Raw genomic sequence first — 12,868 nt, 5'->3', positions numbered from 1 at the left:
TGTTACTAGTCTAGCAGATTTAAAAGAATTTTTCAAATTAAATTTATTTGAAGAGTACTGATAAGATTTTTTGGGATAACTCAAGTCTAGAGAAATATTCTTTCGCTTCCTCTTCAGGAAAATTCACACTATTAATATCCATGTATAGAAGACCGTTAACTTTCTTTGAACCAATCAAATAGCCTGCCTTTTTCACAAGGTAAGGCCACTCACAATCTGTATGTGAGTGTGAAGACTTGTGTGCAATCATACTCGCAGCATATGCACTCATAATAGAAGCTCCAGCCGTTATATCTAAATCATTTATTCCAAAATATTTTGATGAAATTTTATTAGTGATAGCTTCTGTAGCTTGCCAAGACTCTGGATGACTTTCAAATGCCTCTTTTGTTCTCCCTAATACTACATAGTCACTATTTAATTTTTTATTTGTTATTACTTCTAACTCTTCTGGAAACATCTTAATCCAAGTAAGCACTCTATCAAAGTCACAATACATAATATCTTCTGAACTATCAAGTTCAGCCACAAAATTAAGCACACTTCTTCTTGCATGCGCTGCACCTTTACGTTCAATGACTTTCGTATTGAAAAACATCTCCTCACAGAGATGAATTACAGATAAATCGGTAAAATCACTAATACAAAGATATATTTCAGAAAATATATCATTTAATTTTTGAGAAAACAATTCAATATCATCAAGTAACTTCTTATGTGGATCATTGATTATAGTCGCTAAGATCATAATATCCCTTTCATTTTGAAGATGAATTTGCTTCAAAAAAATCTCTTGTGTAGTCAAAACCTCAAAATATTTAACTTGCCATTTTTGTGTTAGTTAATAAGAAGCTATTTTATTAAATCACTCTTCTTACCAATCATTGCTAATTTTTTCCATTTTCGAATTTTAGTACGAAAATTTGTAAACGGAGCTACAGAGTTTATATGTGCCCATTTCCATATTGGCCACATGGCAGCCGTCGTAGCCCAATTGCGCTTCTCAGGTTCAAAAAGTTCTTCATTTGATAAGCTTTCAAGCCAATCACATAATTCATCTACTTTCCCAGTTAATAAATCTATTCGTTCCTTAAGAGAAAATTGAGCATAGTTTTCATAGAATGATTGATATAAGCCTCCAAGATTATTCCACTTGTAGTCAGCTGTTGGAGTAACAACCTTTATCCCTGATATTTCATCTTTTTCCCACGATAATAATAGATTTATCCATCCCAGCTGATAGGCTAAATTTTCAGCAGGTGTCTTATCTACTCCGTCAATTCGAATATCTTTCATATCTTCAGGGATAGCCTTAAATTCTTCTATATATTTTCCATAGCTAGCATGTATTGCGTCTATCAACTCCTGCTTACTATCATATGATTTCATACTTTTTAGTTCCTCTACTCTAATAGTTAGTAGTCAAATGCTCAAAATATTTAACTTGCCATTCCTGCGTTTTACGAGCTATTGTATTAAGGCCAACTTCCCAAGCTGGATAAACTCTAAATGCCATTTTCCCACGTTTAGCATCAGATATTATACCTTTGCTGACAAGAACATCTTTGGGAAACTTAAAAATACCTTCTTTGTTTTCATCTTTAATAATCACAAATAAGAATTCTGGGCTTTCTTCTTTATTGAATGGACGGTTATTATTATCTTCATCCTTTTTCCAAATTGCAAGAAAATATCCTTTTTTAGTTGGAGTTTTCTTAGCCAATCTACTTCTAAAACTTAAAGAATTACATGAAAGTGCTGCGTACTCTTGGTTATATTTTTCAATAATCAAATCATCACCTGAGAAATCGTGCTTGAAATAAGATGAAAGTATGGATTTTGATATCTTAATATTCTCTTTGTCCAAATAATCCCTCAGGTAGGTCGTGAAATCCTTTTTGTGCTTTATAATTGTCGAATTTTCCTAGTAGATATTTATATGCATCTAGTCTACTTTCATAACGAATAACGGCGTCCACTGCACGCGCATCATCGTCTTCGTCTGCTACTTTTTGCGCTTCACCCATGGCCATCTCATTAACCATAACCTGTGTGCTAAGCCATTCTTCAAAATCCTTTAAAAATTCTTGTTCGTAAGTCATATTTATCTTCCTTCTTTATTTTATTTTATAGTTGATTAAAATAGAAATAAGACAAGGCGACGAATCGATGATAGAACTAGCGTTCATCGAGATGAGTCAACGATGTATTAATCTATTTTTAAGTGGCTATAATATTAGTTGATAGGCATATCGTAGTCCCTCAAACATCACGTTTCCTTGGTATTCAAAGCCTTGTTTTTCAAGTACTCCACGCATAACCTTGTTCTCGGGATGAGTATCTACACGAAAATCAGTAAATCCTTGCATTCTCATGCTACTCAATATATTTGACCAAAAGATATTTGCTAACCCAAGTCCCCTAAATTCAGTAGACAAAGCCATACGATGGATGGTCACGTAATTTTCTTCTTCATCACTTCCTTGCCACTTGCCATCAGTTATCATCTGGTAAGCTGGTTCGACACTCGTCATTATAACGGCATAACCTGCAATTTTCCCATTTACCACGAGTACACAGGCTTTCTTTTCAGAACTTCTGATATCATCTTCAATATCAGAAACTGCTGGATACTCATTTTGCCACTGGTCGATTTTTTGCTGAGCAAGATAGCCTTTAGCAGATGCTATGATTTTCATGATTTCTGCTAAATCATCTAATTTTGCTTGTCTAATGTAAACTGTCATAATCTAATTTCCACCTTGCAATAAGTATAACAAAGTCTCTCTTTTTTCTCAAAGAACTAAATATCCTTTTGGAGAAAAGCAATTGAGACGATTACTAGAATAAAGCCGATTATCTCAATGTAAGTCAGTCTATGACTAAAGACAAAAATTGATAAGATGTTTGAAAGGATGGGCTCCCAGGCAGTTAACACTCCCGCTAGTGCTGGGCTGATGTATTTCACGCTTGAAAGATATACCAGATAGGCGAAAAGTGTGCCGAGAATGATTACAACTGTTAAATGTCCTATTGTGATAAAGTTGAAAACTCCTGTTGGTTTCCATAATGGATGAACAATATTTGCTGGTATCCCTGCTATTATCATTCCCCAGCCAACAACTAAGATAGTGCTATATTTTTTTAAAATCCTTTGTGGTTGAATGCTATAAATTGCAAGGCTTATGGCTGTCATGATCCCCCAGAATAATGGTGGAAAAGACGTTATAAGATTTGATATATTTCCTTTTGTTACTATTAAAAGAACGCCAATACTTGTCGCAAATAAGAGAACAAATGTTTTAGCCGAAGGCATCTTTTTATTTTTAATGGCTTCATAAATAATTATGAAAAATGGACAGGTATATTGAAGAATAGTAGCTAGTGCTGAATTACTAAGTTCAATGGTTTTAAAAAAGGCAAATTGGAGCATGAACATTCCAGCAAAAGAGAAAATAATAATATCCATTAAATCCCTCTTGTTTTTGAAAATCTCAAATATATTTTCCTTAAAAATAAATTTTGCACTAAGAAGTAACAAAATTCCTGATATTACAGTTCTCGCTGTGACTACCCAACTGGCAGTAAAGCTATAATCTTCAAACAGTATCTGACCTGAAATTCCTGATATAGCCCATAAACTGCAAGCTAAGAGTGCTAAAAATATACCTTTATTCTTTGTTCCCATACGTATCTCCTTATAATTGTTATAACTATAATACAAAAATACTTTATTAACTAGACCCTTAGTGTTTATTTCCTGTACAAAAAAGACCGAAATGTTCGGTCTCAAAATTCTATTTTCTTGTTAATTTAACTACACATTCTGTTCGAGCTGTTTGCGGGAACATATCAACTGACTGCAAGTATTCCACATTGTATACTTGAGCCAATTTAACTAGGTCACGTGCCAGTGTTGATACATTACATGATACATAAACCATTTTTTCTGGTTTGTACTCCACAATTAAATCCAGTAACTTATCATCTAATCCAGTTCTAGGCGGATCAACAATTATAGCATCTGCCCTATATCCTTCTTTATACCACTTAGGAATAACATCCTCAGCTTGCCCAACCTCGTAATGAGTGTTATCAAAACCTAGAATTTCTGCGTTTTTCTTAGCATCATCAATCCCTTGAGCAATTACATCCATTCCACGAACTGATTTCACTTTTGAAGCAAAAGCTAAGCCAATTGTTCCTACTCCACAATATGCGTCTATGATATTGTCATTTTCTGATACATCAAGTGCGTTTATCGCTTCTTGATAAAGGACATTTGTCTGCATACTATTAAGTTGATAAAAGGCGCGTGGGCTGAGAGAAAATTCATAACCTAATACTTCTTCATTAATGGCCTCTTGCCCCCAAATAATTTCAGTATGTTGTCCATAAATTTCTGACGATTTTTTCGTATTAATATTAAGAGCAATTGTCTTGATTTGCGGATATTCTGCTACTAAATCCTTAGATATTCGGTCTAAATTAATATTTTTACTCGAGATAAAAACTAACTGAACTTGGTCTGATTTCATAGCATGACGGACCATAACTGTCCTTAGACCCTGATTTCTCCTTTCATCAAATAAAGGAAGTTTATATTTAGAAATCAAGTTACGAATAGTATTGATTATCGATTGAGTTAATTGGTCTTGAACTAGACAGTCTTTTATATCAATTAAACGGTGAGAGTTTTCAGCATACAGACCGACGTTCACCTTGTCTTTGAATTGACGAGTTTGAAACTGTAGCTTATTACGATAATGCCAAGGTTCCTTCATACCCATCGTTGGTCTCAACTCATAATCCGAAAAACCTTCTGGTTTGAACTTTTGAAGGGATTGTTTAAGAATATCCCGCTTAAATTCCAACTGAGCTGGATATTCAAGGTGCATAATCTGGCAACCTCCGCATTCTTCGTAGTACTTGCATGCTGGGTCTACTCTTTGACGTGATTTTTTATTAATATTTACAATTTCTGCTTCTACATAACGACCTTGAGCTTTAGTAATAACAGAATAAACTTCTTCCTTAGGGAGTGCCCCTTTTACAAATACAGTTTGTCCTTTAAAATTACCAATACCTTCGCCATTTATCCCCATCTTTTTAATTTTAAGGGGGATTTTTTGTCCTACTTTTAAATATACCATAGAACTATTATAACATTTAATACTTAAAAAAGTTTCAAATGCATGCACGACCTCTAAAGTTATTTTATAAAAACATTCACAATCTATTAATATAATTTAAAATAGCCGTAAATACTCAATAGTAACAAAAATAATAATAAATATACAATATTTACTATGCACAGTAAATATGTGCATTTTTTTGAAAATTGTTATATTATGAAACCATATTAATGAGGAGGTGGTTGTTAGAAAACTTATGGGGAATTTTATCTAATGTCGTAACTAACTTAATACAAAATTAAAAGGAGGAATTTAAATGTACGGAGAATTACATGGTAAAGTGGCTGTAATCACTGGAGCTGCAACAGGTTTAGGACTTGCAATCTCATTGAGATATATACTTGAAGGAATGAATGTAGTCGGTGATTACGTTGGTACACTTCCTGACGAACTAGCTGATGCTGAAAAAAAACATCCAGATAGAGTAAAATTTGTAGAGGCCGATGTTTCTGACGAAAAACAAGTAGAAGGCCTTGCTCAGACTGCAATTGATACTTTTGGAACTATCGATGTTTGGGTAAATAATGCAGGAATTGAAAAAGCATGTCATACAGCTGAAATGCCTTTTGAAGATTGGAAGAATGTTCTTGCCGTTAACCTTGACGGTGTATTCCTTGGTTCTCGTGAAGCTTTGAAACATTTCACAGCTAATAAGAAAAAAGGAACTATCATCAACATGTCTTCAGTTCACCAACAAATTCCATGGCCTACTTTCGCTCACTATGCTGCAAGTAAAGGTGCAACTGAAATGTTTACTAAAACAATTGCCCTTGAATATGCTGATCAAGGTATTCGCGCAAACTGTATAGCTCCAGGAGCAATCAATACTCCTATCAACGCTAAAAAGTTTTCAGATCCTAAACAGCTAGCTCAAACTGAAAGCATGGTTCCAATGGGAACAATTGGTAAACCTCAAGATATCGCTAATGCTGCAGCTTTCTTAGCTTCAGATGAAGCTTCTTATATAACTGGTACTACTCTATTCGTTGATGGAGGAATGACTCTATACCCTTCATTCCAATATGGTGCAGGTTGATAATAGCAATCAACATAGTTAACCAGTGGGTCATAGTACCCTCTGGTTTTTTCATAAATAAAATGGAGGTAATTTATGAAAATAGTTAAAAATGTAATAATAATTCTTATTGGCTTAATCATCATGTCAATTGGTTCCAGTATATTAAGGTCAGCTGGACTTGGTGTAGATCCATTTACGGCAATGAATATAGGTCTGTCAAATCATGTTGGCCTAAGTTTGAGTGTTTTCCAAATCATCGTCAACGTTTTAATTCTATTATATGTTTATAAATATGATAAAGCTGCTATTGGTTTAGGAACAATTCTTAATATGTTACTTGTTGGATACTTTATTCAATTATTCTCAGCCATCTTTAAACCATACTCACAAACAATGTCTCATTCAATATTGCTACAAGTAATTTCATTAGTAGCAGGCATTGCTCTATTTACACTAGGTTGTGCTGTATACATGGCAACAAATCAAGGAGAATCACCGTATGACGCTGTGGCCCCTACTATATGTAAACAGACTGGCAAAAGTTATTCACCTGTTAGAAAAACTCAGGATATTATAGTAGTTATTATCGGCTTTTTTGCAGGTGGTCCAATCGGTATAGGTACAATTATCTGCGCCTTTGGCTGTGGTCCACTAATTTCAATATGGACAGCCGTAGTTCAAAAACCTATAAAAAAATTGCAAGACTAGCATATCAGAAAGGAAAGCAATGATAAAAAAAGAAAGAATTTTATTTGGAACATATACGGACGACCCTACTTACTCTGACAAAAATTTGAGCGAGGGAGTTTATGAAGCATATTTAGATCTTAATAAAGGAAAGCTGACAAATTCTTCTTTGATTATAAAAGAAGCTAATCCAACATACTTGGTTACTAATAAAGAAGATTCTATATTCACTGTCAACGGTCATAAAAGAATGGGTGGCGTCGCTTCTTACGATTCGAAATATAAATTGGTTGATAAAATATTAGAAACTGGTTCTCCGGTATGCTATGTTTCAATAGATGAAAATAGACAACTACTATTTGGAGCAAATTATCATAAAGGGGAACTCAATAGTTATAAAATCACAAATGATAAAAATTTAAATAGTGTCGAATCTTTATATCATAGTGAACCTATTGGTCCACATAAAAATCAGGATGCTCCTCATATCCATTTTGCTAATTTAACTCCTGATGGTAGATTAATCGCCTGTGACTTAGGTACTGACAGAGTTTATCTATATGATGTATTAAAATCTGGTGAATTGAATCTTAAAAGCATTTGGCATGCCAAGCCTGCGACTGGACCTCGACATCTTGTTTTTAGTAAAAATGGGAAATACGTATATGTGGTTGGTGAATTAGATTGTTCCGTTAACGTTTTAGAATATGATAAGAAAGAGGCAACGTTAAGAACTATTAGTAAGACGTTCACTATTGATCTAGACTTTGTTGAATTTAATAGTGCAGCAGCAATAAGAATTTCTAATGATGGTAAATACCTCTATGTTTCTAATAGAGGTGAAAATTCTATTGTAGTCTTCGAAGTTTCTAAAAGCGGAAAAGATATTAAAGAAATTCAGAGGGTTTATACAACTGGAAATTTCCCACGTGATTTTAATATAAATGAAACTGGTGAATTTTTAGTTTGTGGATTCCAATATAGTGATTATCTTAACCTATTTAAAATTGACCAAAATACTGGAAAATTATCACTTATTCAGGATGACTTTTTTGTTCCAGAAGTTGTATGTGTGCACTTTCCGAAAAGCGAGTCATATAAATGATGTTAACGGATACAAAATTTCTAAATTATAAGCTAAAATATTGCTAATAGTTATGTTTTTGTGTAAAATAAAACTATCTTAAAAAATAAAGGGGAATAATTAACTATGAAAACAGTTATTATTGGTACCAACCATGCTGGTATCGCCGCTGCAAACACTCTATTGGATAACTATCCAGATCAAGAAATTGTAATGATCGACCGTAACTCAAACTTGAGCTACCTTGGTTGTGGTACTGCTCTTTGGGTAGGACGTCAAATCGATGGTTATGAAGGTCTTTTCTATACTAACGAAGAAGAGTTTATTCATAAAGGCGCACGTATCCACATGGAAACTGCTGTTGATAAAATTGATTTTAATGGCAAAAAAGTTTATGCTACAGACCGCGATGGAAAAGAAATCGTAGAAGATTATGATAAATTGATCCTTGCTACTGGTTCTCGTCCAATTATTCCAAACATTCCTGGTAAAGATCTTGAAGGATTACACTTCCTTAAACTTTTCCAAGAAGGTCAAGAAGTTGATAAAGATTTGAGCCGTCCAGAAGTTGAAACCGTTGCTGTAATCGGAGCTGGATACATCGGTGTTGAAATTGCTGAAGCTGCTCGTCGTCGTGGTAAAAATGTATTACTATTTGATGCTGAATCTACTTCACTTGCTTCATATTACGATGAAGAATTCGCTAAATTAATGGATAAAAACCTTGAAGATAACGGTATTGAGCTTCACTTTGGTGAATTGGCTACTGCTTACGAAGGTGACAAACGTGTTGAACGCTTAGTAACTGACAAAGGTTCTTATGATGTTGATATGGTAATCAACGCTATTGGTTTCACTGCCAATGCTGCTCTTGGAGCTGATGACCTTGAAACTTTCAGAAATGGTGCTTACCTTGTAGATAACCATCAACAAACAAGTAACCCAGATGTATACGCTGTAGGTGACTGTGCTACTATCTATTCTAATGCACTTCAAGATACTACATACATCGCTCTTGCTTCTAATGCTGTTCGTTCAGGAATTGTTGCAGGTCACAACATTGGTGGAACTGTTGTAGATGCAATCGGTGTTCAAGGTTCAAATGGTATTTCAATCTTCGGTCTTGATTTAGTTTCTACAGGTCTTTCTGTTAAAGCTGCTGATAAATTTGGAATTGAAGTTCTTTCAACTGAATTTGAAGATTTACAAAAACCTGCTTTCATCAAAGAAAATAATGAAATGGTTAAAATCAAAATCGTTTATGAAAAAGGAAGTCGTCGTATCGTTGGTGCTCAATTAGCATCTAGACAAGATATGTCAGGAACTATCCATATGTTCAGTTTAGCTATTCAAGAAAAACTAACTATTGATAAACTTAAACTTCTTGATATCTTCTTCTTACCACATTTCAACCAACCATACAACTACATTACTGTAGCTGCATTAAAAGCTGAATAATTATATAAAAGAGCACAATTTTAAATTGTGCTCTTTATCTATCTTATAGAACCTAAAACTCGCCATTAGACGAGTTTTTTTTACATTTTTTTATCAAAATATTTAAGGGCAAAGAGATCAACTAAAAATCCAATAGATAATACAATTATTATTATCGTAATTACACTATAAGAATCAATATTTATAGTCTTTAAATTTGGGTAAAATCTTTTTAATATCGTAAAAACTAATGATACAACTAAGAAAAAATCTAAAGCAAAATAATAATAGTATCTTGAAACATTACCAGCTTTTTCTCTAATTATTTTCCATCTCTCATCTTCTCCATATTCTTTCACTTTGTTTCTTGAGTAAATAATATACCAAATAAATAATAATGAAAGTAAAATATTGATGATAAGTTGTATTAAATCATAATCCATAATTTTTATCCTTTACTATTTTACATATTTTTATCATAGATCTTAAAGCAAAATACTCTACAATAATTGAAAATGTTGCTAGAGTCGCAAATATTACTATCAAAGAAATACTATCTTTTTGTAAAATGTTATCAAAAACTAATAAACTAACTGCCCTTACCAAAATCTAGGCTAGATAGATAAAACAGCCAGTACAACAGCATGTGTCGTAATACCTTCTAATAATATTGCTAGCTTTTAATTCTATAATCATCCAGCGCTCGTAGTTTCCATATTAATTTTCTTTATCACTACAATAATATATATATTTAAAAATAATATATATTAATGGAAAACCTATAACAACAGCAAGAATCATCCTAACTATTATCCAAAATACAAAACTATTCATTTAATCTACTTTCATATTCTTGAATCATAATACTTTAAAGCAAGTCCGTATAGAGCTATTGGAACTGATGTAAGAGTGAAAATCAAACTAGCAACTTCTGAATAAGACAGTTGGCCATCTCTTATTTTCAGGATATCGATTAGTACTGTTGCAACAAATGCCAAAATCATTATCGATAATAAATACCAACTAAATATACTTGCTGCTTTTTGCTCAACTGTTTTCCAACGTTCATCATTATTGTACTCCTTACGTTTTTTGTCACGAAAAGATACCGACCATACACTAAATATAGTAATAATTGCATTAATAATTGTAAAAGAACCCATCATGTTTTCCTTCCTAATCTTCCTCTTGCACAAAAACTTCAGTTATATCCACACCAAATACTTTTGCTAGGGTAAAAGCTAAATCGAGTGATGGTGTATATTTGTATTTTTCTATAGAAATTACTGCCTGTCTAGATATGCCTGCCCTTTCTGCCAAGTCCGCCTGAGTCCAGTCGCGTTCTGCCCTCAAGACCTTCAATCTATTTTTTATCAATGTAAAGACCTGCTTTCATAATGTAATCAATTGTTTACATTTATAGTGTAACGACTTAGTTACTTTTTGTCAAATATTATATATAAATAAAAAATAAATTTCTATGACTACTTTTGCAATTTTTTCACGTATAATAAGATACATGATAAAGATCACAGCAATAGAAAAGAAAAAACGACTATATAAAGTCGAATTTGATAAGCATGATACAATTTATGTCACTGAAGATACTGTAGTTAAATATATGATGTCTAGAGCTGCTGAATACAGTGAAAAGCAACTAAAAGAAATCATTGAATTTGCAAACTTTTCGCGTGGAAAAAATTTAGCCATCTACTATATTAGCTTTAAAATGAGAACTAAAGTTGAAGTTATTAAATATTTACAAGAGCACGAAATAGATAACCGCCAAATTGCTCGTATAATTGATGAGCTAGAATCTAGTAAATATATTGATGATGCTTCTTATACTGAAAGTTTCATCAACAGTAAAATAAACTCTCAGACAAACGGCCCTTATCAAATTAAACAAAAGCTTTCTACAAAAGGTATAAAAACCGACTTAATTGATGAAATTATGAGTCAAACTTATACAAGAGAAAGTCAAGTTGATGTCGCAACTAACATCGCTGAAAAGTTAGTCATGCAAAAGTATAGTAAGCTACCTCTTAAAATGCTTAAAATTAAAATAAATCAATCTCTTGTAACTAAAGGATTTTCTTATGATATTGCAAAAACTGCAATTGAAAGTTTAGAGCTCGAATCAGATAGTGAGCAGGAAAGTGATTTAATTCAAAGCGAAATAGAAAAAAGTCTGAGAAAATATGGTCGAAAATATGGCGGATATGATCTCAAACAGCGAGTTATTCAATCATTAGCACGTAAAGGATTTGACTTTGATACCATTAATAGGGAACTTAGAGAATATGACTTTTAATTAAAGTGTGGTATTAGTGACTCTACTTCTTTAATAGTTAATTCCCTGTATTGACCAGGTGCTAAGTCCTCATCCAAATCAAGTGGTCCAAATTTAATACGTTTAAGTTCAGTTACAAGCTTCCCTGTGGAGAGGAACATCTTCCTCACTTGTCTGTTCCGTCCCTCAGAAATTTTTACATTGGCATGATGGGCGTCAGTAATTTCTAACTGAGCAGGTTTCAATAACACATCACCATCAATTAAAAGCCCTTGCGCAAACTTATCCACATCTGATACTACGAGTGGTTCTTTGGTGGTAACTTGATATATTTTCTCCACATGACTCTCAGGATTTAGCATACTTCTCCCCAATTTCCCATTATCTGTGATTAAAAGAAGTCCACTTGTCCAAAAATCTAGTCTACCAACCAGATATAATTCCGACTTATCCACATTTTCTAGTAAATCAAAGACCGTCTCATACTTTTCATCTGAGTTTGCACTGATTGTTTGCACAGGCTTGTGGAGCATATAGTATTTATGGGGATAAAAAATTACTTTTTCCCCACGAAAGATAACTTCTTGTACCGAACTATCCACATTTTGACTAATTTTTGTAGGGATTCCTCCATCAACCGTTACTAACCCTTCTTTGATAGCCTTTTTCGTTTCCTTTTTATTTAGTAAAAAGTTTTTCATTATGAGTTCATCTATTCTCAATTTCTTTTCCTTGACCTTTTAATTTCTTTAATATATTCTTAGATTACATTCTAATTGAATTTTCTAAAAAAAGAAAGGGGTGAGAGAAGATGGCTTTTACAAATACAAGTGGAAGGTATGCTAGCTTTGGTATTGCATCTGAATTACCAGGTCAAGTCATTGATTCATTTTGGTACATTATTGATAATAACTTAAAAGGGGTTTTTGTTTTAGAACCAATTATTAATTTCGACCTCATTAACAAGGACGGTTACCTTACAATTCTTTTTTCACAAGAAGGATCATACGATAAAATAGCTTTTGATTTCGACTTTCCTTATGACAAAGATTGGCCAAGCGTAGTACATGTTGTGGATAGAATGGGAAGAGAAACAGTCATCCTTCCTAGTGAAATGTAAATATTGTTTTGGAGCAGCTAAGGCTGCTTTTTTG

General features: G+C 33.2%; 17 protein-coding genes. 6 read left to right on the top strand and 11 right to left on the bottom strand.

Annotated features, from left to right (window positions below; genetic code table 11):
* Positions 1–43 precede the first annotated feature (43 nt).
* From BG261_RS06460 to rlmD, 7 genes are all read right to left on the bottom strand, one after another.
* A complete protein-coding gene (locus tag BG261_RS06460; protein WP_070792393.1) occupies positions 44–784 on the bottom strand; it encodes a hypothetical protein in 741 nt (246 codons plus the stop codon).
* A 68-nt stretch (positions 785–852) separates the two neighbouring features.
* Positions 853–1,389: a ClbS/DfsB family four-helix bundle protein gene (locus BG261_RS06455; protein ID WP_070792391.1), complete on the bottom strand. Its 537-nt coding sequence runs from the start codon at positions 1,387–1,389 to the stop codon at positions 853–855.
* Positions 1,390–1,408: 19 nt separating this feature from the next.
* Positions 1,409–1,792, bottom strand: a complete 384-nt coding sequence (locus BG261_RS06450; protein WP_206598618.1) for a MepB family protein — start codon at positions 1,790–1,792, stop codon at positions 1,409–1,411.
* Between the two features lie 55 nt (positions 1,793–1,847).
* The gene (locus BG261_RS06445) at positions 1,848–2,102 is read right to left on the bottom strand and encodes a DUF1912 family protein (protein ID WP_070786996.1); all 255 of its coding nucleotides are present in this window, start codon (positions 2,100–2,102) and stop codon (positions 1,848–1,850) included.
* 126 nt (positions 2,103–2,228) lie between these two features.
* The gene (locus tag BG261_RS06440; RefSeq protein ID WP_070792389.1) at positions 2,229–2,747 is read right to left on the bottom strand and encodes a GNAT family N-acetyltransferase; all 519 of its coding nucleotides are present in this window, start codon (positions 2,745–2,747) and stop codon (positions 2,229–2,231) included.
* A 56-nt stretch (positions 2,748–2,803) separates the two neighbouring features.
* Positions 2,804–3,688 (bottom strand): DMT family transporter, encoded by an 885-nt coding sequence (locus BG261_RS06435; RefSeq protein WP_070792387.1) that lies wholly within the window; start codon positions 3,686–3,688, stop codon positions 2,804–2,806.
* Between the two features lie 109 nt (positions 3,689–3,797).
* Positions 3,798–5,153: a 23S rRNA (uracil(1939)-C(5))-methyltransferase RlmD gene (gene rlmD / locus BG261_RS06430; RefSeq protein WP_070792479.1), complete on the bottom strand. Its 1,356-nt coding sequence runs from the start codon at positions 5,151–5,153 to the stop codon at positions 3,798–3,800.
* 298 nt (positions 5,154–5,451) lie between these two features.
* Between rlmD and BG261_RS06425 the strand changes: the two genes are divergently transcribed.
* The 4 genes from BG261_RS06425 (at position 5,452) to nox (ending at position 9,442) form a co-directional block, all read left to right on the top strand.
* A complete protein-coding gene (locus BG261_RS06425) occupies positions 5,452–6,231 on the top strand; it encodes a glucose 1-dehydrogenase (RefSeq protein WP_070792385.1) in 780 nt (259 codons plus the stop codon).
* Between the two features lie 75 nt (positions 6,232–6,306).
* On the top strand, positions 6,307–6,921 hold the full coding sequence (locus BG261_RS06420) for a YczE/YyaS/YitT family protein (protein ID WP_070792383.1): 615 nt from the start codon (positions 6,307–6,309) through the stop codon (positions 6,919–6,921).
* A gap of 19 nt (positions 6,922–6,940) precedes the next feature.
* Positions 6,941–8,005 carry a lactonase family protein gene (locus BG261_RS06415; RefSeq protein WP_070792381.1) on the top strand — a complete coding sequence of 355 codons (1,065 nt, stop codon included), beginning with the start codon at positions 6,941–6,943 and terminating at the stop codon, positions 8,003–8,005.
* 105 nt (positions 8,006–8,110) lie between these two features.
* Positions 8,111–9,442, top strand: coding sequence for a H2O-forming NADH oxidase (gene nox, locus BG261_RS06410; protein ID WP_070792378.1), 1,332 nt, complete (start codon positions 8,111–8,113; stop codon positions 9,440–9,442).
* Between the two features lie 80 nt (positions 9,443–9,522).
* Here the strand turns inward: nox and BG261_RS06405 are convergent, their stop codons facing one another.
* From BG261_RS06405 to BG261_RS06395, 3 genes are all read right to left on the bottom strand, one after another.
* The gene (locus BG261_RS06405; protein WP_070792377.1) at positions 9,523–9,864 is read right to left on the bottom strand and encodes a DUF1295 domain-containing protein; all 342 of its coding nucleotides are present in this window, start codon (positions 9,862–9,864) and stop codon (positions 9,523–9,525) included.
* 402 nt (positions 9,865–10,266) lie between these two features.
* Positions 10,267–10,587: a hypothetical protein gene (locus BG261_RS06400; protein WP_070792375.1), complete on the bottom strand. Its 321-nt coding sequence runs from the start codon at positions 10,585–10,587 to the stop codon at positions 10,267–10,269.
* A 10-nt stretch (positions 10,588–10,597) separates the two neighbouring features.
* Positions 10,598–10,783 (bottom strand): helix-turn-helix transcriptional regulator, encoded by a 186-nt coding sequence (locus BG261_RS06395; RefSeq protein ID WP_414653946.1) that lies wholly within the window; start codon positions 10,781–10,783, stop codon positions 10,598–10,600.
* Between the two features lie 157 nt (positions 10,784–10,940).
* Between BG261_RS06395 and recX the strand changes: the two genes are divergently transcribed.
* Positions 10,941–11,735, top strand: coding sequence for a recombination regulator RecX (gene recX / locus BG261_RS06390; RefSeq protein WP_070792372.1), 795 nt, complete (start codon positions 10,941–10,943; stop codon positions 11,733–11,735).
* Here recX and BG261_RS06385 read toward each other — a convergent pair.
* On the bottom strand, positions 11,732–12,415 hold the full coding sequence (locus tag BG261_RS06385) for a pseudouridine synthase (RefSeq protein ID WP_099098645.1): 684 nt from the start codon (positions 12,413–12,415) through the stop codon (positions 11,732–11,734). The genes recX and BG261_RS06385 overlap by 4 nt on opposite strands.
* Before the next feature lie 110 nt (positions 12,416–12,525).
* On the opposite strand from BG261_RS06385, the gene BG261_RS06380 reads away from it, so the two are divergent.
* The gene (locus BG261_RS06380) at positions 12,526–12,834 is read left to right on the top strand and encodes a DUF960 domain-containing protein (protein ID WP_070792369.1); all 309 of its coding nucleotides are present in this window, start codon (positions 12,526–12,528) and stop codon (positions 12,832–12,834) included.
* The last annotated feature ends 34 nt before the right edge of the window (positions 12,835–12,868 follow it).

It is taken from the genome of Floricoccus tropicus (genome assembly GCF_001832905.1).
Taxonomy (GTDB): Bacteria; Bacillota; Bacilli; order Lactobacillales; family Streptococcaceae; genus Floricoccus; species Floricoccus tropicus.
Note: the sequence above shows the minus strand (reverse complement) of the source record. Positions and strands in the feature narration are given on the sequence as shown.